Source organism: Pasteurella dagmatis (assembly GCF_900186835.1).
Lineage (GTDB): Bacteria > Pseudomonadota > Gammaproteobacteria > Enterobacterales > Pasteurellaceae > Pasteurella > Pasteurella dagmatis.
In genome coordinates, this window is sequence record NZ_LT906448.1 from 1,034,759 (window position 1) to 1,056,117 (window position 21,359).

The 21,359-nt window shown below is 36.7% G+C and carries 15 protein-coding genes; 5 read left to right on the forward strand and 10 right to left on the reverse strand.

Annotated features, from left to right (window positions below; translation table 11 throughout):
- The first annotated feature begins 112 nt into the window (after nucleotides 1-112).
- Nucleotides 113-2,239 (forward strand): hypothetical protein, encoded by a 2,127-nt coding sequence (locus CKV78_RS04670; RefSeq protein ID WP_005762419.1) that lies wholly within the window; start codon nucleotides 113-115, stop codon nucleotides 2,237-2,239.
- Between the two features lie 218 nt (nucleotides 2,240-2,457).
- Entirely contained in the window at nucleotides 2,458-3,828 is a 1,371-nt protein-coding gene (trhP, locus tag CKV78_RS04675; RefSeq protein ID WP_005762421.1) for a prephenate-dependent tRNA uridine(34) hydroxylase TrhP, read from the forward strand.
- A 90-nt stretch (nucleotides 3,829-3,918) separates the two neighbouring features.
- Here trhP and yfbR read toward each other — a convergent pair whose 3' ends face one another.
- The 7 genes from yfbR to pntA all read right to left on the reverse strand — a co-directional run bounded on the left by yfbR (nucleotide 3,919) and on the right by pntA (nucleotide 10,922).
- Nucleotides 3,919-4,524 carry a 5'-deoxynucleotidase gene (gene yfbR, locus CKV78_RS04680; RefSeq protein ID WP_005762423.1) on the reverse strand — a complete coding sequence of 202 codons (606 nt, stop codon included), beginning with the start codon at nucleotides 4,522-4,524 and terminating at the stop codon, nucleotides 3,919-3,921.
- 2 nt (nucleotides 4,525-4,526) lie between these two features.
- Entirely contained in the window at nucleotides 4,527-5,555 is a 1,029-nt protein-coding gene (gene degS, locus CKV78_RS04685) for an outer membrane-stress sensor serine endopeptidase DegS (protein ID WP_005762425.1), read from the reverse strand.
- The gene (ribD, locus tag CKV78_RS04690; protein WP_005762427.1) at nucleotides 5,549-6,682 is read right to left on the reverse strand and encodes a bifunctional diaminohydroxyphosphoribosylaminopyrimidine deaminase/5-amino-6-(5-phosphoribosylamino)uracil reductase RibD; all 1,134 of its coding nucleotides are present in this window, start codon (nucleotides 6,680-6,682) and stop codon (nucleotides 5,549-5,551) included. Before ribD ends, degS begins: the two co-directional genes overlap by 7 nt.
- Nucleotide 6,683: 1 nt before the next feature.
- Nucleotides 6,684-7,133: a transcriptional regulator NrdR gene (nrdR, locus tag CKV78_RS04695; protein WP_005762429.1), complete on the reverse strand. Its 450-nt coding sequence runs from the start codon at nucleotides 7,131-7,133 to the stop codon at nucleotides 6,684-6,686.
- A gap of 97 nt (nucleotides 7,134-7,230) precedes the next feature.
- Nucleotides 7,231-7,839: a hypothetical protein gene (locus CKV78_RS04700; RefSeq protein ID WP_005762431.1), complete on the reverse strand. Its 609-nt coding sequence runs from the start codon at nucleotides 7,837-7,839 to the stop codon at nucleotides 7,231-7,233.
- 118 nt (nucleotides 7,840-7,957) lie between these two features.
- The gene (gene pntB, locus CKV78_RS04705; RefSeq protein WP_005762433.1) at nucleotides 7,958-9,382 is read right to left on the reverse strand and encodes a Re/Si-specific NAD(P)(+) transhydrogenase subunit beta; all 1,425 of its coding nucleotides are present in this window, start codon (nucleotides 9,380-9,382) and stop codon (nucleotides 7,958-7,960) included.
- 10 nt (nucleotides 9,383-9,392) lie between these two features.
- Entirely contained in the window at nucleotides 9,393-10,922 is a 1,530-nt protein-coding gene (pntA, locus tag CKV78_RS04710) for a Re/Si-specific NAD(P)(+) transhydrogenase subunit alpha (protein WP_005762435.1), read from the reverse strand.
- Between the two features lie 377 nt (nucleotides 10,923-11,299).
- On the opposite strand from pntA, the gene sfsA reads away from it, so the two are divergent.
- Nucleotides 11,300-12,040: a DNA/RNA nuclease SfsA gene (gene sfsA, locus CKV78_RS04715; protein ID WP_005762437.1), complete on the forward strand. Its 741-nt coding sequence runs from the start codon at nucleotides 11,300-11,302 to the stop codon at nucleotides 12,038-12,040.
- Between the two features lie 225 nt (nucleotides 12,041-12,265).
- Here the strand turns inward: sfsA and CKV78_RS04720 are convergent, their stop codons facing one another.
- A complete protein-coding gene (locus CKV78_RS04720) occupies nucleotides 12,266-15,556 on the reverse strand; it encodes a TonB-dependent receptor domain-containing protein (protein WP_231964008.1) in 3,291 nt (1,096 codons plus the stop codon).
- A 313-nt stretch (nucleotides 15,557-15,869) separates the two neighbouring features.
- Here CKV78_RS04720 and tyrS point away from each other — a divergent pair, with 313 nt between their 5' ends.
- Both tyrS and CKV78_RS04730 read left to right on the forward strand, forming a co-directional pair.
- Nucleotides 15,870-17,057 carry a tyrosine--tRNA ligase gene (gene tyrS, locus CKV78_RS04725; protein WP_005762441.1) on the forward strand — a complete coding sequence of 396 codons (1,188 nt, stop codon included), beginning with the start codon at nucleotides 15,870-15,872 and terminating at the stop codon, nucleotides 17,055-17,057.
- Nucleotides 17,058-17,264: 207 nt separating this feature from the next.
- Nucleotides 17,265-19,760: an autotransporter family protein gene (locus tag CKV78_RS04730; protein WP_005762443.1), complete on the forward strand. Its 2,496-nt coding sequence runs from the start codon at nucleotides 17,265-17,267 to the stop codon at nucleotides 19,758-19,760.
- A gap of 81 nt (nucleotides 19,761-19,841) precedes the next feature.
- On the opposite strand, the gene truB is transcribed toward CKV78_RS04730, so the two are convergent.
- Both truB and rbfA read right to left on the reverse strand, forming a co-directional pair.
- A complete protein-coding gene (gene truB / locus CKV78_RS04735) occupies nucleotides 19,842-20,762 on the reverse strand; it encodes a tRNA pseudouridine(55) synthase TruB (RefSeq protein ID WP_005762446.1) in 921 nt (306 codons plus the stop codon).
- Nucleotides 20,762-21,169, reverse strand: coding sequence for a 30S ribosome-binding factor RbfA (gene rbfA, locus CKV78_RS04740; protein WP_032855181.1), 408 nt, complete (start codon nucleotides 21,167-21,169; stop codon nucleotides 20,762-20,764). Before rbfA ends, truB begins: the two co-directional genes overlap by 1 nt.
- Nucleotides 21,170-21,359 lie beyond the last annotated feature (190 nt).

The following is a 21,359-nucleotide window of genomic DNA, read 5'->3' on the forward strand; positions in this document are numbered from 1 at the left end:
AGGAATTTGTGCTAGTGAATGTAATTCGTTATACTTCAAGAAATTTTATCCGCTTTATCATTAATCTACACAATAAAATAAGAGATAGGCACAAGGAGTGAATGGGGAAAATATGAGTAAAAAAACAAAAATCACATTGCTGCTGACCAGTATCGCACTAGCCTTAGGAATATCCGCACAGTTCTATACAAATCATAAAATCGATCAAAACTTACAACAGTTTCCTTACCATATCAAAGATCGTTTTACCATCAATGTTGTTGAGAAAAAACGTAATTTCTTTGGACGTGAATTAGTCATTACTTTAGAAGATGCTCAACAGAAAAAAACAAATATTATCACCACAGACTTAATCGCATTGCCTTTTGCAATCACTGCAGAATCAAAAATCCCCCAACAGCTCATCCACGAATTAAATAAAAAGCTTAATATCACCATTGATAAAAATATCATTAATAGCCAATTTTCGGTTGTTGGGGATTATTTGCAGTCACAAATTTTGACAGATTTTCGTGATCTAACCAATAAACCACAACAACTTGAAATTAATATAAATTATGCCTCAAAAACTAAATCAATGCAGATTACAAGTAACCTCTCTGCCTTTAATTATGATTCTAAAAATAGAGTTGAAGGTTTGAAAGGACAATTTGTATTAACTCCCATTGATGAACATCAATATGATGTCACTTCTATTGAATTAAATTTAAAAAATGCGGATATATTCTTATTAAATGGCGAAAATACGCATATTAAATTAGAAGATGCTGAATATGATTTTGAGAAAAATCTATCTGAAATACATTTTGATACTGATACGAGATTTAATAGCAAAAAAATTATCCTTTCAAATAAATACAAAAAATCGCCTCAAGAAAATATCATCATTAATCAGCTTGATGCGACATTACAACAAAGTGCGGTACCAAATCACGTGAATTTTTACCAAGAAGTAGAAAAGTTTATTCATAATACACCTTCGCTTTCTGATGCACTTACAACATTGGTTGAGTTGTTGATAAATAATGAGGGGGTAAAAAGCAAAATTACGCTACAAGAACTTATCATCCCAGAAAAAGATAAACCATTCATTAATTTGAAAGATATTAGTTTCTCACTGAATTCTGATCATAAAGATAAAAAAGACACACAAATGGAATTTGAGTGGAATTTAGGACAAGCAAGAATCAATCTAAGTAATGCTATAGAAACTGATTTCATTACTCTTAATGGGCTAAATTCCAAATACAGCATTGCTCAAATGGATTTAGAAAAGCGTTTAGCGTTTGTGCCTTTCTATGTGAAATTATCGAATACGAAACATAACTATCCAGTAAAAGATGATGAAGCATTTAAAAATGCGTTAAATCAGCTTGCAGAAGGCTTTAAAGAAAAAAATCAAAATCAATTTAAACTTAAAGCGTTAAATTACGGCAATATCGTCAATCTTAGTGAACTTGAAATTGATTACCAAGATGAACCTGCTGAAAATAATCAATATAAAGTAGCTTTGAATGCCTCACTCAACAAATTCAGTCATAAGGATGGAAATGTCGAAGTACAACAATTCAAGCTTGAATTACCAATGATATTTGACCATATCAAAGAGATCTTCATCCCATATTCTTGTGTCTCAAGTGAGTATTACAAAGATCTTTGCAAACAAAACTTATCACTTGATACAAATATCAAACAACTTGATTCACTGTGGCACAATTTAGCTGTCAAAATTGAAGATGGAAAACTAGATTTACAATTAGATACACAACCGAATAGCCAAGCAAGTACGGTAAATGCGGCATTGAATCTTAATTTTGATGCACAAAAAATAACAGGCACTTTATTCTCACCTGATATTTTGAATAAAATAATTTTCGATAGCAAAATTACTATCGCGAAAAGCTTGTTAAGCCCAAATGAACAAGTTATAGCGGCTCGTAAAAAAAGTCCATTCTGGGAAATGTTAAACCAATTTATGATTTCATCTAATGCAGACATCCCCCCATTCCTTAAAGAAGATGGGGATGCTTACGTAAGTGAAATTCAAACCAAAGATGGAAAAACATTCATTAATGGTAAAACGCTGGCTGAAATTGAGGAAATATTATCACCAAAAGAAGAGTCAATCCCTGAGGCTACAACTGAAGCACCAGTAGTAGCAGGTGAAGCCACAGGAGCAGAAATGAGTGAAGAACCGAATAAACCTGCAACAGAGCCAATGGAAAAACCAGCAAAATAAACCTTTTTCACTCTTTAAAGTGCGGTTAATTTTTCAAAATTTTTATTTCATATTGAAATAGAAAACGATAAAAAAATTTAACTGCACTTTTAACTTTTAATTAATCAAATGATGTCGAGCGTTTCTGCTTTACAAAGTCCAAAATCCCCCTAAAATATCCCCCTTTAAATACCTACTTCAGTAGGTTACTGACTTGTAATCAGACTAACGGAAAATTTATGACTACTTTTACTCCTGAGCTTCTCTCGCCTGCTGGCTCATTAAAAAATATGCGTTATGCCTTCGCTTATGGTGCTGACGCGGTTTATGCAGGTCAACCTCGTTATAGTTTACGTGTGCGTAACAATGAATTTAATCATGCTAATTTAAAAATTGGTATTGATGAAGCACACGCTTTAGGCAAAAAATTCTATGTTGTGGTGAATATTGCACCGCACAACTCAAAATTAAAAACTTTTATCCGCGATTTAGAACCAGTGATTGCAATGGGACCAGATGCATTAATTATGTCTGATCCTGGCTTGATTATGTTAGTTCGCGAACATTTCCCTCATGTTGCGATCCACCTATCAGTACAAGCCAATGCAGTAAACTGGGCATCAGTAAAATTCTGGAAACAAATGGGATTAACACGTGTAATTTTATCCCGAGAGCTTTCATTAGATGAAATCGCAGAAATTCGCCAACAAGTGCCAGATATGGAAATTGAAGTATTCGTACACGGTGCCTTGTGTATGGCGTATTCTGGCCGTTGCTTATTATCAGGCTACATTAACAAACGCGATCCAAACCAAGGCACTTGCACAAACGCCTGTCGTTGGGAATATAGCGTGACCGAAGCAAAAGAAGATGAAATTGGCAATATCGTTAATGTGGGTGAAGAAATTCCAGTGAAAAATGTGGCACCCACTCTAGGTGAAGGCGATACCACTAGCAAAGTGTTCTTACTTGCAGAAAGCCAACGCCCTGAAGAACAAATGTCAGCCTTTGAAGATGAGCACGGCACTTACATTATGAATTCAAAAGATCTACGTGCCGTTCAACACGTGGAAAAATTGACCGCACTTGGTGTACATTCATTAAAAATCGAAGGTCGTACTAAATCTTTCTACTATTGTGCTAGAACTGCGCAAGTGTATCGTAAAGCCATTGATGATGCTGTTGTAGGTAAACCATTTGATGAAAATTTAATGGATACTTTAGAATCCTTAGCGCATCGTGGTTACACAGAAGGCTTCTTGCGACGTCATACGCACGATGAGTATCAAAACTATGACTACGGTTATTCGATCTCTGAACGCCAACAATTTGTCGGCGAGTTTACAGGTAAACGTAACGAGCAAGGCATGGCTGAAGTAGCTGTAAAAAATAAATTTTTGCTTGGAGATGAAGTGGAAATGATGACACCAAAAGGTAACATCATATTCAAAATCCAACGTATGCTTAACCGCAAAAATGAAGAAGTGGAAGCTGGCTTAGGTGATGGGCATTTTGTATTCTTAGACGTGCCTAAAGATGTACAATTAGATTATGCGTTATTGATGCGTAATTTAGTCAATACCAACACACGTCAACCCCATCAAAAATAAATACCTGAATAATAGAAGTGCGGTAATTTTCTTAAAATTTTTTAGAAAATTACCGCACTTCTTTATTATCTATAACCATTTTTTACTTAATTAAGACAACGCAATTTCATCAATTGGCTTGCCAAAGCTTGGAATAAAGACCTGAATAAAATAGTCCATTTCCTCACTATACCATTGATTCATCAATGTTTCTAAACGCCCTTTCGCAGCCTTAAATTCTTGGTTGCCATTTTCAAGCTCAAATTGTGCTTTGATATAAGCACAAATTAAATCTGCTTGCTTAACGATATGTTTCTCTTCAGGCGAAAATTTTTCTGAATTGAGATAAGGTGAAAAAGTGGATTGTAACTCTGGCGGTAATAACGAAATTAAATGTAATTCCGCCGCACTTTCAATCTCTTTATATGCTTGGGTAATTTCCGCATTAAAATATTTGATTGGTGTAGGCAAATCACCTGTGAAAATCTCTGATGTATCGTGATACATCGCTATCACTGCAATTTTATCAGCATTCACTTGCCCCTGATAAAACTGATTTTTAATTAAGGCTAATGCGTGAGCCACAAAAGCCACTTGCAAGCTATGCTCCGCTAAATTTTCTTTCTCAAGATTGCGCATTAAAGACCAGCGTTGAATTAATTTCAAACGATCTAAACAAGCAAAAAAATGACTGGTTTGAATTTTTATTTTTGGCATAACTAGTTACTTGGATATTCTTCAATAATAACAGGTAATTCAATTTGCTTACCAAGGCGTAAAATAAGTACATTTAACTGGGTATTAGGGCGTGTATTACTAATAACTTGCATCATTTGTGCAGGTGAAATAGCATCTACATCACCCACTTTTAAAATAATGTCACCCGCTTGCACGCCGGCCTTACCCGCGGGACTATCTGGACTCACATTAGTAATTAAAATGCCTTTTTCAACGCTAACCCCTTGCCCATTATTAAATAAAATATCGCTTTGTACGCCAAAATAACCACGGATCACACGCCCATCACGGATAATTTTCTTCATCACATCATTGGCAAGCTCAATTGGAATCGCAAAGCTCAGACCTTCCGCAATTTCACTGGACGTTTTACCAATACTTAAGGTATTAATGCCGATGAGCTCACCTAGTGAGTTAATCAGTGCCCCACCAGAATTACCTCGATTGACTGATGCATCAGTTTGAATAAAGTTTTGACGCCCAACAAAATCCCCTACTGCATTACGTCCAACTGCACTAATAATCCCTTGTGAAACACTTTGCCCTAAGTTATATGGGTTACCAATCGCAAGCACAACATCACCAACGTAAGATTGTCGCTTTAAATTTTGGGGAATGGTAGAAAGGTTATCTGCTCGAATTTTTAATACTGCAAGATCTGTCAAACTATCTGAACCAATTAAGCTAGCATCAAAAATTTGCCCATTTTGCAAAGCGACCACAATTTGATCAGCATTTTGAATGACGTGTTTATTCGTTAAAATATAGCCATCTTTTGACATAATCACGCCAGATCCCAAATTGCCTACTTCAAGCTGATCGCCACTATTTGATGAAAAAGAGCGGTTATAGACATTCACAACCGCTGGCGACGCTATACGCACCGCCTCTTTGAATGACATTGGTTCTGATTGAAAAAGATTTAATTGATTGACTTTAGGTAACGCAAATAAGATAAATGCTGCACAGGCTAAACCAATAAACACTGAGCGGATAAGTTTTTTTAACATTTTGGCTCCCTAACGATTGGATGATAAATAGACTTCACATCATCTCCGATCCTTTCGATTGAGTGCAATTTCCATTGTGAAGCATCCGCTAATTTGTTCAAATGTGGCAATTTGCATAATCCTCTTGCCTCATCGCCCAATAATTTTGGCGCAGTATAAATAATTAATTCATCGACTAAATTCGCTTCAATTAAAGCCCCTGCTAAAGTCGCACCGGCTTCAATCCACAATGTATTAATTTGACGTTTACCAAGTTCAAGCATTAAATTGTGAAGATATTCTGCCTTATCTTCTAAAATAATTTGCTCACAAGATTGTGGATAGCCAGATAAATCACGTTCAGATTTACTTACAAACCAAACTGGCGAATCCACTTGGAATAAGCGTTGTGTCGGTTGAACTTGATTTTGGGAATCTAAAATTACACGAATTGGCTGGCGCAGATTTTCGTGTTTATATTGTTGTTGAACCTGTTTTGGTAATTGCTCCCAACGAACATTTAACAAAGGATCATCAGCAATAACAGTACTACTTGCGGACAAAATTGCTGAAGCTTTTGCTCGTTCTACCTGAACATCTTGACGTGATAACTCGCTTGTAATCCACTTGCTTTCGCCATTTGCCAACGCTGTGCGTCCGTCTAAACTCATTGCCATTTTAAGCTGAACAAATGGCTTGCCTGTACGCATACGTTTTAAAAAGCCACGATTCAACCACTCTGCTTTTTCTTCTAATAAACCGACCGCACTTTCGATCCCTTGCTCTGCTAACATTTGCAAGCCTTTGCCTGCCACTTGTGGATTAGGATCACGCATTGCACTCACCACTCTCGCCACGCCAGCTTCAATTAAACCTTTTGCACAAGGTGGCGTACGCCCAAAGTGAGAACAAGGCTCTAAGGTCACATAAGCCGTAGCACCTTTGGCTTGCTCGCCTGCATCACGCAATGCCATCACTTCTGCGTGCGGTTCACCTGCTTTAAAATGAAAACCTTTTCCAACAATACTGCCATCTTTTACCAACACACAACCCACTGATGGATTAGGTGTTGTGGTAAATTGACCTTGTTGTGCAAGATCCAACGCCATTTGCATAAATACGGCATCTTGCGCGCTAAACTCGCTCATTTTAATCCCTTAAATTTTCAATTTCTTTACTAAACTGGTTAATATCATCAAAGCTTAAATACACTGATGCAAAACGAATATAAGCGACTTTGTCTAATTTTTTTAATTCTTCCATCGCTAACGTGCCAACTAATTTGCTTGGGACTTCACGCTCCCCCGTTGTACGTAAACGATGAATAATATGACTGATTGCTTGCTCTACATCATCGGCGCTTACTGGACGTTTTTCTAATGCATGTTGAATGCCTCGACGTAATTTTTCCTCATTAAAGGGTTCACGTGTGCCATCATTTTTAATAATTTTGGGAATGATTAACTCAGCGGTTTCAAAAGTAGTGAAACGCTCATGACAATTTCCACATTCACGACGACGGCGTACTTGATAACCATCAGACACCAAACGACTGTCAATCACTTTAGTTTCTTCAGTAGAACAAAAAGGGCAATGCATAGTGTCTCCTAAAAAATAATCAATAAAATGAACTTTATCTTAACAAAGTTTAGATTTATTGACGATGACTATTTCCCTATTTTGCTTAAGATATAATTCATTCAAAATACGGTAATTTAAAACCCGCCAATTCGAAAAAAGTGCGGTAAGATTTTGCTTTGTTTTCTAAGCTCATCGGATAGGCTCTTGAGGTTGAGGGTAAGCGATACAAATGCAATTCTCGCCTCGCATAATGAAAGCTGACAAACTGGTTGGTTTTCGGTGCTTTAATCTTTTCAGGCAATAAGCTCAAAATAGTTTCAGTAGCTTTACCACCTGTAGTAAATAACCAACGGCAATTTGGCACTTCCTTCAACACTGCGGATAAATCAACAGGCTCCACTACCGTTAAAAATTTGTCTGATGCATTATCCTTTTCACGAATGGCACTATGAATAGTCGAACATAAGCCAATCCCCCATTCACGTAAAAATGCTTCAATACGCACAGGGTCAAAACGTTTCTCACCCGATACTTGAAAATACTGAGGATCATTGAAAAATATCAGCCCATAAATTCGCCACATATCATTTTGAAAATTAGGATAATGAAAATGCATACAACGCTTATCCTCTTTAGGAGGAAACGTTCCCATCATCATGACAGTGGCTTGTAATGGGAAAATAGGTGGGAAAGGATGAATTTCAATATTCGGTTCAATCATCATTACATCTCAAAAAAACAGAAAAAATGACCGCACTTTTAATCAAAAGTGCGGTAGTTTTTTATTAATTTTACATCAAAATCATAACAAAAAGGGAATGACTTGCATTCCCTTTAATCAATTATAGCGCTTTCAAAATATCATCCACGCGATCTTTTGCATCACCAAAGAGCATTTGGGTGTTGTCTTTAAAGAACAATGGATTTTGTACGCCTGCATAACCCGTATTCATTGATCGTTTGAATACGATGACGTTTTGTGCTTTCCAGACTTCTAACACTGGCATACCTGCGATTGGGCTGTTTGGATCGTCCATTGCAGCTGGGTTTACAGTGTCGTTTGCACCAATGACCAATACCGTATCCGTATCAGAGAAATCTTCGTTAATTTCGTCCATTTCTAATACGATATCGTAAGGCACTTTCGCTTCCGCAAGTAATACGTTCATATGACCCGGTAAGCGACCTGCAACAGGGTGGATACCAAAACGGACATTCACTCCACGCTCACGCAATTTTTGGGTAATTTCAGCTACTGGATATTGCGCTTGCGCAACAGCCATACCATATCCCGGAGTGATAATAACAGAGCTTGAGTTTTTAAGTAATTCAGCCACTTCTTCTGCGGTAGTTTCACGGTGTTCACCTTGCTCTTCATCGCTACTTGCAACTGGATCGTTACCGAAACCACCAGCAATAACGCTGATGAAAGAACGGTTCATTGCTTTACACATAATGTAAGAAAGAATCGCACCTGATGAACCTACTAATGCGCCTGTTACAATTAACAAGTCATTGCTTAGCATAAAGCCTGCTGCTGCCGCTGCCCAACCAGAATAAGAGTTCAACATTGACACCACAACTGGCATATCCGCACCACCGATTGATGCCACTAAATGCCAACCAAACGCTAATGCAATCGCTGTCATTAATAACACAGGGAAGATATTTTCCGGGCTATTTAAGAATGACACCATCAATAATGCAGAAACAATAATCGCCGCTAAATTTAATTTATGACGATGTGGTAAAGTTAATGCTTTTGAATCAATAATCCCGCGTAATTTACCAAATGCCACCACCGAACCAGTAAAGGTTACTGCACCGATAAAGATACCAAGGAATACTTCCACATTGTGGATATTGCTTAATACTTGTTGCTCAGCTAAAAACGCTGCTTGTGCTGCTGCATCTAAATTGGCTGGCATTGCAGCCTCGTGGTGTAAACCATAGCTATTAAAGCCAACTAATACTGCCGCTAAACCTACAAAACTATGTAAAATCGCCACAAGCTCAGGCATTTCGGTCATTTCAACTTTTAATGCACGTTTGATACCAATTACTGCACCAATCGCCATTGCAATTAAAATCCAAAATGTACCTTCTGATTTTGGACCGAAAATGGTTGCAACTAAGGCGATTGCCATACCGACAATACCATACCAACAACCTGCTTTTGCAGTTTCGTGTTTAGAAAGACCTGCTAAGCTCATAATGAAAAGTAATGCTGCAACGATATAAGCAGCTTGTACTAAACCTTCAGACATTGCTTACTCCTTAATCTTTTCTAAACATGGCAAGCATACGTTGGGTAACTTTGAATCCCCCGAAAATATTGATACTTGCGACTAAAATAGCAATAAATGCTAAGATGCTAATAAAAAAGTTACCTTGTGCAATTTGTAATAATGCACCCACAATGATGATGCCTGAAATCGCATTGGTTACTGCCATAAGTGGTGTATGTAATGCGTGGCTGACATTCCAAACCACGTAATAACCCACTACACAAGCCAATACGAATACGGTGAAATGTGATAAAAACGCTGCTGGTGCAACGGCTGCGATTGCCATAAACAACGCTGCTGCGCCTGCCATCACGACATATTTCATGCGAGGAGCAGTTGGTTTTTCTTCTTTTTTCTCTACTGGTGCCACTTTCGCTTTTTGTGGCTGCGCAGAGACTTTAATTGGCGGTGCTGGCCAAGTGACTTCGCCTTCACGAATCACAGTGACACCACGTAACACCACATCTTCAAAATCAATATTGATATTACCGTCTTTTTCTTTACACAATAATTTCAGTAAGTTGACTAAGTTTGTACCATAAAGTTGAGAAGATTGGGTTGGTAAACGGCTTGGTAAGTCAGTATAACCAATGATTTTCACTTGGTTATCTGTCACAACTACTTCGCCCGCTTTTGATAACTCGCAGTTACCACCCGTTGCCGCAGCTAAGTCCACAATCACAGAACCAGGTTTCATTGATTCAACCATTTCTTTAGTGATTAAACGTGGTGCAGGTTTGCCCGGAATAAGTGCAGTAGTGATAATAATATCCACTTCTTTAGCTTGTTCTGCATAGAGGGCTAAAGCTCTGCGGTTAAACTCTTCCGACATCACTTTAGCATAACCATCACCACTACCGCCTTCCTCTTGGAAATTAATCTCAAGGAAACTTGCGCCCATACTTTCAACCTGTTCTTTCACTTCAGGACGAGAGTCAAACGCACGTACGATTGCACCTAAACTGTTTGCGGCCCCGATTGCCGCTAAACCAGCTACACCTGCACCAATCACAAGCACTTTTGCAGGTGGAACCTTACCTGCAGCCGTAATTTGCCCAGTAAAGAAACTACCAAACTCGTGAGCTGCTTCCACAACCGCACGATAACCCGCAATGTTTGCCATCGAACTTAATGCGTCTAATGACTGTGCACGTGAAATACGTGGTACAGCGTCCATCGCAAGCACATTAATTTTCTTCGCGGCTAATTTTTCCATCAACTCTGGATTTTGTGCAGGCCAAATAAAACTAACTAAAGTCGCACCTTCTTTTATTAAAGCAATTTCTGCATCTGTTGGTGCATTGACTTTAAAAATAATATCTGACTGCCAAACCTGCTCTGCTGAGCCAAGTTTTGCGCCTGCTGCTGCAAATGCTTGATCTTCAAAACTCGCTTTAAAACCTGCGTTATGCTCAACAATCATTTCAAAGCCAAGCTTCAAAATTTGCTGCACAGTTTTAGGCGTTGCCGCCACACGACTTTCGTTATCAAGCAGTTCTCTAGGTACACCAATTAACATAATGTTTCCTTCAAATTGATTGATGATAATTTTTGAGTAAAACCTTACTCTCCTAAAAGATGACAATAAGTCAAAACTGTTCCACTGTATCACTTATTGTTTTAAAGTTGAAAAAATTTTTATCACTTTTATAGCGTATTTAACGTTATTTACTTAATATCAATCAAAAATAGAAAATGTCTAAAATTGTTTATTTCTAACCCTATCATTTATATAAATGATTTAAAATAACATTGTTATCAACAAAATTTTTCACTCAGCACACTTCTCTATCAAATAAAAAAGTGCGGTGGATTTTTCACAGATTTTTTCTTGCCATAGTCAAGAAAATTTCGCAATATAACGCCACTTTTTCAAATGATTTATAGGTATTTGCTATGAAACTTCCTTCGCTTCAATCCGCTACACTTATTCGGCGTTACAAACGTTTTCTCGCTGATGTTCAATTGGATAACGGAGAGGTATTGACCATCCATTGTGCCAATACAGGGGCGATGACAGGTTGTGGTGAGGCTGGTGATATTGTGTGGTATTCCCACTCCGATAGCCAGACCCGTAAATATCCACATTCTTGGGAATTAACGCAACTTAAAAATGGCAATATGGTGTGTATTAATACGCACCGTTCTAACCAATTAACTTTCGAGGCATTACAAAATAAGCAAATTAAAGAATTAGCCATGTATGAGCAAATTCTACCAGAGGTAAAATATGGTGAAGAAAATAGTCGTATCGATTTTTTATTGAAAGCTGAAGGATTGCCTGATTGCTATGTCGAAGTGAAATCTGTCACATTAGTAAAAAACACTATTGGAATGTTCCCTGATGCAGTTACGACACGCGGACAAAAACATTTGCGTGAATTAATGGTGATGAAAAAGCAAGGACATCGTGCTGTAGTCTTTTTTGCGGGATTACACAATGGATTCGATTGTTTTAAAGTTGCGGAATATATCGACCCTGAGTATGACAAATTATTAAGAGAAGCTATTCGTGAGGGGGTGGAAGTCTATGCTTATGCTGGAGAATTTAGCTTTTCTTCTGATGAAAAACCGACTGATCTTTCTTTAACAAATTTAGTACCTTATATCGGTGATAAAAAGCAAGTTGATTATTGATAATAATTTTCATTAAAGTTGTTGACTTTATTCTTGAGAACAATTATCATTTAGCTATTCAAACAACAATAGATAATCACTCCAACATTTGAACGCCTCCTCCCCCACAAAGAGGCGTTTTTTTTATGCAAAATTTTCCTAATACTTACCGCACTTTTTTCTCTCATAAAAAACAAAGGCAAACTGTGAATCGCAATTTGCCTTTTAATTAATAACCTTATTTAATTAGAACGTTGCAGTTAATCCTAATTTAATCGTTCTACCCGGTGCCGGCATTGAAGATTTCGTCATCGGATCAAGATAGTAACGATCCGTCAAATTAGTCGCAGAAAGTGACACAAGTAAATTAGAATTAATTCTATAATTCATATAGGCATCTACTAAGAAAACTGGCTGCCAACGAGGGTTATTATCAGTATTTGCAAACCAACCCGCATCGCGTAATGATTTGTTTCGTGTTTCTTTTACATTAGTGTGATAGACCATTCTCGTGCCTAACTCTAATTTACGATCTAATAAGCGTATACCTAAATTCGAGGTGATCGAATACTTAGGTAAAATGGTATTTTTTAAATAACCATTCGCATTTCCTCCATTCACACATTCTGGCATTACTTCGAGTTGATTATTTTGAATATAGCCACCATCAGTAATTGCCGAACCTTTATCGCAAAATTTATTTCTTATGTTATAGCTAATGCCTAAATCACTAAAGAAATTACCTTGATCATAACGTGCTTGTAACTCAACACCTTCTAAAATACGCTTATCAAACTGCTTCATTTCGTAGGTCTCGTCACGATCAAAAATATTATATGTAGTGTTACGATACCAATTTAAGCGAAGATCTGCTCGCTCTAAACTTGGGAAAAATCCACGTAAATCATGTACATAACCAATTTCAATATTTTTACTGTGTTCAGGTTTACGTTGATAGAACGGCGTTAAAATATCAATGGAATAACCAATTGTATCTTCAAAAATACTTGGCATTCGTTTGGTTTCATCATAACGTGCATAAAGTCGTGCATTTGAGCTTAAAAACACTGTCGCAGCAAAAGAAGGTGCCCAAGCGTGCGCTTTACGCTCGGCTTTTTTCATTTGTTCCCATTGTGCTGCTGTCAATGGAATGCGTTCAGGTTTTGTAGGATCGCTCATGCCAATTTGATGTCGATAAACTTCTTCACCCGTTAGTGGATGTTTCATTTTTTCCGTTAACATTTGTTTAGTAATACGGCCGTCATTAAGCGGAAAACTATCAGGAGAAAATCGCCCATATTGATCACGCTCCCAATAGATTATGGTTTCTTCACCCTCCCAAGGATCTAAGTCTTTTGCCTCAATTTCTGCTTCTGTTGGCGCAACATAACCATTATCTGCTAAATATTTTTCATGAAATTGATTAAACGCTTCCACATCCTGTAAGTATTTATCCTCATTAAACTCACCGTTAGGTAACAAATATTTAGGGTCATCAGTATGAAAAATAGGGTCTTGCTCACCATAGAGTTCACTAAATTGGTTACGTAATTTTGCTCCTAAATCGTCTTTCATATGATAATTGTTATAATTTTTCATTTGTTCTAGAGTAAAAAAACCATACTCTTTATATTTACGATAACTGAATGGAATACGTCCCGCATAAATACGATCTTCTGATCTTAAATCTTTAATTTTTTCCTGTAAACCAATATCTTTCGATTTATAATGTGTATATTTCATTCCTGCAGTGAGTATTAGCCAATCTGTTGGCATATATTCAAATTTAAACCCTGCGGTAAATTCATTGCGTTTCCCTTTGCGGTTACCTGATTTTGCACCATTATCTGCACGGCAGATATAATCCGCTTTCGCACCATATTTATCTTTATCTAAACAAATATGCTCAGACTCTTCCCAGGTTTCGCGTGTCATATTATATTTATTCCAAAGATCATATACATTCGTACTATCTAAAGTTTCACGACGATAATTCGCCATCACATCGAAATTTAATTTTGGATGCAAAGCAAATCGGTTACTAAAAGTAATCCCTTGATGATTGTCACGAGCAAACTGTACTTGTGCACGTTGAGTATTTAATAAGCCATTTAAGTTAGGCACAGCATCATCAGACTTAAGATATTCACGTGCCATTTTTTTTACTTCTTCAAATAATAAATTTTGGTAATACTTCTGCTTCTCGAGTGGTAATGTATGCAGAATACTTTCTAAGTTTTCAATATTTTCTCGTTCGCCAACAATATCAAATACATCAAGACGCTTATAACCCCAATTTTTATCATAAAAAATCACATCACCAGGCGAACCACCAGAAGTATTTGTTTCCGTTTTATTCCAAACAGACCAAAGTCCTATTTTTAAATCAATCCATTTGTTATCTGCTGGGCTATAAGCAAAATCAATACTGGCTGTTGTTTGTTTCACATTCGCTAACGGCCATTCACGCACTGCACCATCATCACGAGTTAACACTGTCCCCAAACGAGAAGGCATAATATCCCCATAATTAATTTTTGAATGACGAACATTAGCATTCACAGATGCTGTATCCGTTAAATTTAATTTTCCTTTTAATAACCAAGAGTTACTATGATAGGAAGTATTGGGTACCTCTTTACCGGGATGATAGATTTTTGCTATTAAAGGAATATAAGGATCATCAGAATTTATTAACTCATAGTTTGGTGGTGTTTTTAAATCTTCTCCATATTTATTGCCACCTCGTTTACCTGAAAAATAATTCCCTTTTGTACGATAAGCATAAGCAGCTAACACGTCATAATTTTCATCTTTGGCAGCAACAGCAATCCTTGCCGCATTATCATTAAAAAATTTATTTCTCCCTTTATTACGAGCTAAAATATGCTCGTTATTTTTAAAATAAACAGCCCACTCCCCTAATTCCGCACTCCCATCTGGCGCAGCCAAACGATAGTCTTGTCCCATCACTGCCCCCTGGTAAGGCCGAGCTTTAATTGAATTATTCGCAGTTTCTGTTTTTAGCTCAATTCCCCATTTTTTACCTGGTTTAATAATATCATCTGCATTTAATGTTTTCATACGAACGGTTCCCCCCGCCCCTGTACGTAAAGAGCGGTCTAAATTTGGCCCTTTTTCTACATTAACCTCACTGATTAAAAAAGGATCTAGATAGTTTCGATTATTTACGCCAGAATAACCACGCCAAATAGTAATTGCTTGCTCCGTATCATCGACTAAAACAGGAATACGCCCTTGTCCCCAAGTGCTACGTATAATAGGATCAATTGCCCCACCATTACGAGCATCACCACTATAAACCCCTGTCACACCACTGATTAAATCAGCTACAGAATGGTTATGAAAGGTTTCAATTTCTTTTTTGCTTTTATATTCAGTGACTTGATCTTTGAGAAATACATCATCTTTACCAGCAACTGCTTTATTTTGTTCAGTACCTTCTACAACAATAGTATCTAAATTTGTTTCAGAATAAGAGAAGGGAATATTCAATAAAAAGAAAAGTAATGCCATTGCTAGGCTCGTTTTCCTAAGGGACAATTTTTTATTACTTATTACGTTCATAGATGCTCTCCATAAAAACAATTAAAATGATAATAATTCTCAATTTTATTATTAAACATTTCTGATGCAATTGAGTAATTTAATTTTTGTGAAGAAAGGCACAGAATTTTCTTATTTTTTTGTAAAAGTTACAAAAATTGATTGGATGAATGTTAAGTGAATCAGCAAATATTAATCCTAGATAAAGCACTGTCTGCTCTTTTCATTTATTGAATAATCACTATAATGTAGAGCTTTATATTAAATAAAACAGGATAAAATAATGACGGATATCAATACAGTCCTCGCCGAGCTGAAACGTGGTGTAGATGAAGTGCTTTCAGAAGCTGATTTAATCGAAAAATTAAAAGAAAATCGCCCTTTACGCGTCAAATTAGGTGCTGATCCAACTGCACCCGATATTCACTTAGGACACACTGTTGTATTAAATAAATTACGTCAATTCCAACAATTCGGACACGAAGTTATTTTCTTAATTGGCGACTTTACAGGTATGGTTGGAGATCCGTCAGGTAAAAATAGCACTCGCCCACCGCTTAGTCGTGAAGATGTGTTACGCAATGCCGAAACTTATAAACAACAAATCTATAAAATTTTAGATCCGCAAAAAACTCGTATTGTATTTAACTCAAGCTGGTTAGGTGAATTAGGCACTGAAGGTATGATTCGTTTAACCTCTAACTATACAGTTGCACGTATGTTAGAGCGTGATGATTTCAAAAAACGCTTTGCTAACAATCAACCTATTGCGATTCACGAATTTATTTATCCATTATTACAAGGTTATGACTCCGTTGCATTAGAGGCTGATATTGAGCTTGGTGGTACCGACCAAAAATTCAACTTACTTGTAGGGCGTGAATTACAAAAATCAGCAGGTCAAAAACCACAAGTGGCTATCACATTACCATTACTAGTGGGGTTAGACGGTGAAAAGAAAATGTCAAAATCACTTGGTAACTATATCGGTGTGACTGAAACACCAAGTGAAATGTTTGGTAAAATTATGTCGATCTCTGATGATTTAATGTGGGATTGGTATAACTTGCTTTCATTCCGTCCATTAACTGAAATTGAGCAGTTAAAACAAGAAGTAGAAAATGGTCGCAATCCACGTGATGTAAAAGTACTGCTAGCAAAAGAAATTATCTCTCGCTTCCACTCTAATACAGATGCAGAAGCTGCAGAACAAGAATTCATCAATCGCTTCCAAAAAGGTGCAATACCTGATGAAATGCCAGAGTTTACTTTTGAAGGCGAAATGGGATTAGCAAACTTACTCAAAGAAGCAAGCTTAGTTGTATCAACTTCTGAAGCAAACCGCATGGTTCAACAAGGTGGTGTGAAAATTGATGGTCATAAAGTAGAAGATGCAAAATTAATTATTTCAACAGGTACCTCAGTTTACCAAGTTGGAAAGCGCAAATTTGCTCGAGTCACCATAAAATAATTTTCTTTTGAATATGACCTTATCAACGAGGTGTGCATAATCAGCCACCTCGTTTTTTTGACTTTTCTTTTCATTATTTTTATAAAAAATAATTTTTGAATATTTTTCAACCTTAACTTGCATTATAATTAAACAAAATTACAATATAATTGACTCAATAAAATCATAAAAATGATTACCTGTCCTTAGTAAAAAGGAGATTCATATATGAAATTAAGCAAGTTATCATTCAAAAGAACATCAATAAGCACTCTAATTGGAGTTATACTCTTTAACCTACCTTTAAGTGCTCCAGCATTCATTGATGAAAAAATTAATGAGGCAATAAGCAATATTAAAAAACTTGAGGCCGCAACAGAGTACAACAAAATAGAAGTAAAAAATACACCAAGTAGTTTCGGTCTTAATGAAGATGACAAAGGGTTCGTTACATTTAATGTTCATTACAATGCTGACAGAAACTATGCGGTTTATTCCAACCATAACCCTCATACAGTACGAGTACTTAATAAAGTCCACTTAGAAAGCTGGGCTGAAGTACTTACTAGCCGTCACGGACATCATATTAAACACCTTTATTTTGTTGAAAACGAAGGAAAAATATTAGGAACAGCAAACAATGCCAATGCGATGACCATTTACGCCCCTAATGTCTATCTCCATAATAAAAAAACTGGTGATATTGTAGGTGAAACCTATACACCTTTAGTAATGTTAAACCTCTATGAGAACCCAGAAAATAGTGTAGTTGTACTTGATAACGAAGGTTCTATATCCACTCTTAAAGCTGACCCTGTTGCCTATATTTCTGGAAAAAATATATTTATGATCAATAGAGAAGGGGCAATCATAAAATCACCAACAACGTATGCATTTTATCTTTATGCAATAAACACTACGTATTTTAAAAATGCAGGAAAAATAGAAGGTAAATCGAAAAATGAGATAACTTCTCCAGAATTATATGGTGAAAATAGCGGCATTATAGATAATGGTTTATCTCTCAATGCAGATAAAGGTGATTTTTTTAATACTGGGATAATAAAAAATGACCTTAGTTTAGCGAAAACTTCTAATGCCGCTGAACTTTTCACCTTACACTTACAAAATGGTACTGTTGAAGGTGATGTTAATATAGCCGATCGGCAAGCACGGACCAAAGTTGTGATCAACTCAAAAAGTAATATTACAGGAAATATTAATGCTCACGGTCCTGATGATATTTTAAAACTCCTTGAAAGAGGAAGCCTTTCAGATCCTAATAAATTTAAAGGCTTTGAACACCTTGCTTTGGAAGGTGATTGGGTACTTGATGATGCAGAATTACAATTCACTAAATCAGTCATTATGGAAAAAGGGACATTACGTCTGAATGGTGGGCAGTTAAATTCACAACGTATTTTTAACTCCACAGAAGCTGATATTATTACCAATAAAGATTATCTGTTTAATGGTTCATTAATTAATGAAGGGCGATTACTCTTCTTATCTGACAATAAATCGCATCATACACTCACTGTTTCTGATGATTACCAAGGATCTGGTAAAATCGTTATGCGTGTCAATGTGGGAACTGAACCATTAAAACATGATAAGTTAATTATTAATAATCAAGCCACAGGATCTACTGCAGTAGAAATTGTTAACCCTGATTCCACTCTTGAAAAACAAATGAAAGGCAAAGCAAAACTGATTGAAACACAAGGTTCATCTGAAAATGCCTTCTACTTAGTGCAAAATAAATTTGGCTCATATAAATATTATCTCTCCCCAATGAGTGAAAATAACCAAGTGAACTGGTATTTATATCAGCTGAAGCTTATCCGAAATGAAATAGGTAACTTGGCATCGTCTATCTCAGCGGGACAACAACTCTTTGCATTTTCTTATTATGATCGTTTAGGTGCAACAAAAATAGAGCACAAAGATCGTCTTTGGACTCGTATGTTCTACAATCGCCATAAAAATGGCTTAATCAATAGTGACATTAAAACTACTAGTAATTCTTATGGATTGCAAATCGGTTATGATTTTGGCGATGTGATATTCAATGATAAACAGTGGAAATATGGCACATATATCAATTTAGGTATGGATAATGCTAGATCACAATCAGCATCAGACGATGAGCAAGCTAAAAGTAAATTGAAAGGCTACGGTGCTGGTTTATATGCATCTTTAGAGCATTCAAATTGGTATGTAGATAGCTGGTTAGGATATAACCATTTTAAAACGAGAGTGACTTCACCAGAAAGCCGAATTAACTACTCAATGAATGCTTTCCAAACCTCTATTGAAGCGGGTTATCAATATATTTTACCGCATAATTGGACTTTACAACCTCAATTCCAAATTATTTATAGCCATTTATCTAAACCGTCATTCAGTGAGTACAAACTAGATGGTAGAAAAAATCTCACAACTAGAATGGGCGTACGTTTATCAACACCACCAACTTTATTTGCGGGAGGTAGTCCATTTATTGAATTAAACTGGCTACATAATAAAAATCGCACAGGTGTATCTACTGATGGAGAAAATTTCTATGTTGCAGGAAACCGCGATTTAAAAGAAGTTAAAATTGGTTTAGATAGTATGAAACTTGGTACTAATATATCCCTTTGGGGAAGCTTTACGCATCGTTTTGGTAAAGATAGATATCGTGATAATTCGGTGAGTTTAGGTATAAGTTATAAATTCTAATCCACTATAAAAACTGACCGCCTAATAAAAGTGCGGTCAGTTTTTTATTAATTTATTCAAAAATGCTTTCGAATTTTTGCCTTAATTTTGTGTAACCAAACGCTGAGGACGAATCACATTATTGCGATCCACTTCCGCTACACCTAAAAAACGATTTTCCGCAGAAAACAACCGCACTTGACCATAAAGCTGCTGAACATTATCAAACCTGACTCGTTGACCAAAACTAATCGCCTTGCTTTGTTCGTCCGTTAGGCTTAGAACTGGTAACTTTGCAACCGCACTGTCCACCGGCAATAAATGCTGATCGAGCAGTGCAAGATCTTGTTTCTCGGCTAGCTCCTGTAAATGCTTCCAATCCATCATGGCTTCAACTGGATAATCAGCGACCCCAGTACGACGCAATACTACCACGTGGGCACCACAACCTAAATATTCACCTAAATCATCCACTAGAGTGCGAATATAAGTTCCTTTAGAGCAATGTATATCCAAAGTTAGATAAGGTGCATTGTATTCAATGAAGTTTAATTCAAAGATCATAATTGGACGGGCATCACGCTCAACTACAATGCCTGCACGCGCATATTCATACAATGGTTTGCCTTGATGTTTCAACGCCGAAAACATTGTCGGTACTTGCATTAAATCGCCACGAAAATGTGGCAATGCAGCAAGAATATCTTGCTCTGAGACATTCACTTCCCTGCTTTCAACCACTTGCCCTTCTGCATCAGAAGTATCCGTACGCTCACCCAATTTTGCTGTCACTTGATAACGCTTATCCGCATCTAATAAAAACTGTGAAAACTTAGTTGCCTCGCCCAAACAAATTGGTAGCATACCTGTTGCCAATGGATCTAATGCTCCCGTGTGTCCTGCTTTGTTAGCTTGAAACACCCGTTTGACCTTTTGCATAATATCATTTGAGCTCATCCCTTGCGGTTTATCGAGCAAAAAAACGCCGTCAATATCACGTCCACGTTTACGAGGTTTTGACATTATTTTTCCTCTGATACCACTTCATCTTCATCATCAATATGACGTTCTTTATCTTGGCGAACAACACTGGTTACCAAATTAGACATACGCATTCCTTCAATTAAAGAGCGGTCATAAATAAAACGAATTTCAGGTACGATGCGTAAACGCATTGCTTTACCTAATAAACTACGAATATAAGGCGATGCTTTTTCTAATCCTTTCATTCCAGCTTCAATTGCGGATTCGTCATTATCAAATAAGAAAGTGACAAAGACCTTTGCATATGCAAGATCGCTTGATACTTCAACATCAGAGACTGTTACCATACCAATACGAGGATCTTTGACTTCACGCTGTAAAATCACCGCAATCTCTTTTTGAATTTCTTGTGCAACACGATCACTACGTTTAAATTCTCTTGCCATTTGCTTTTCCTTCATTTTTTATTAAGGCGTGTATTTTGGCATAAATACCATATTTTTAATACAAATAACTGAACGTTCAAGGTTATTTTATCCAATTTTTCTTAGCAATTTTTCACCTCCTTGTTAAAAATAAGTCAGTTTTAATAAGGATTGATTATTTAGCACAAAATGTTTATGGTATTGATGCTAT

Bases quoted from the DNA above. Each gene is read 5' to 3' on its own strand.
- CKV78_RS04670 (WP_005762419.1), top strand. From the start codon at position 113: ATGAGTAAAAAAACAAAAATCACATTGCTGCTGACCAGTATCGCACTA.
- trhP (WP_005762421.1), top strand. From the start codon at position 2,458: ATGACTACTTTTACTCCTGAGCTTCTCTCGCCTGCTGGCTCATTAAAA.
- yfbR (WP_005762423.1), bottom strand. From the start codon at position 4,524: ATGCCAAAAATAAAAATTCAAACCAGTCATTTTTTTGCTTGTTTAGAT.
- degS (WP_005762425.1), bottom strand. From the start codon at position 5,555: ATGTTAAAAAAACTTATCCGCTCAGTGTTTATTGGTTTAGCCTGTGCA.
- ribD (WP_005762427.1), bottom strand. From the start codon at position 6,682: ATGAGCGAGTTTAGCGCGCAAGATGCCGTATTTATGCAAATGGCGTTG.
- nrdR (WP_005762429.1), bottom strand. From the start codon at position 7,133: ATGCATTGCCCTTTTTGTTCTACTGAAGAAACTAAAGTGATTGACAGT.
- CKV78_RS04700 (WP_005762431.1), bottom strand. From the start codon at position 7,839: ATGATGATTGAACCGAATATTGAAATTCATCCTTTCCCACCTATTTTC.
- pntB (WP_005762433.1), bottom strand. From the start codon at position 9,382: ATGTCTGAAGGTTTAGTACAAGCTGCTTATATCGTTGCAGCATTACTT.
- pntA (WP_005762435.1), bottom strand. From the start codon at position 10,922: ATGTTAATTGGTGTACCTAGAGAACTGCTTGATAACGAAAGTCGTGTG.
- sfsA (WP_005762437.1), top strand. From the start codon at position 11,300: ATGAAACTTCCTTCGCTTCAATCCGCTACACTTATTCGGCGTTACAAA.
- CKV78_RS04720 (WP_231964008.1), bottom strand. From the start codon at position 15,556: ATGGCATTACTTTTCTTTTTATTGAATATTCCCTTCTCTTATTCTGAA.
- tyrS (WP_005762441.1), top strand. From the start codon at position 15,870: ATGACGGATATCAATACAGTCCTCGCCGAGCTGAAACGTGGTGTAGAT.
- CKV78_RS04730 (WP_005762443.1), top strand. From the start codon at position 17,265: ATGAAATTAAGCAAGTTATCATTCAAAAGAACATCAATAAGCACTCTA.
- truB (WP_005762446.1), bottom strand. From the start codon at position 20,762: ATGTCAAAACCTCGTAAACGTGGACGTGATATTGACGGCGTTTTTTTG.
- rbfA (WP_032855181.1), bottom strand. From the start codon at position 21,169: ATGGCAAGAGAATTTAAACGTAGTGATCGTGTTGCACAAGAAATTCAA.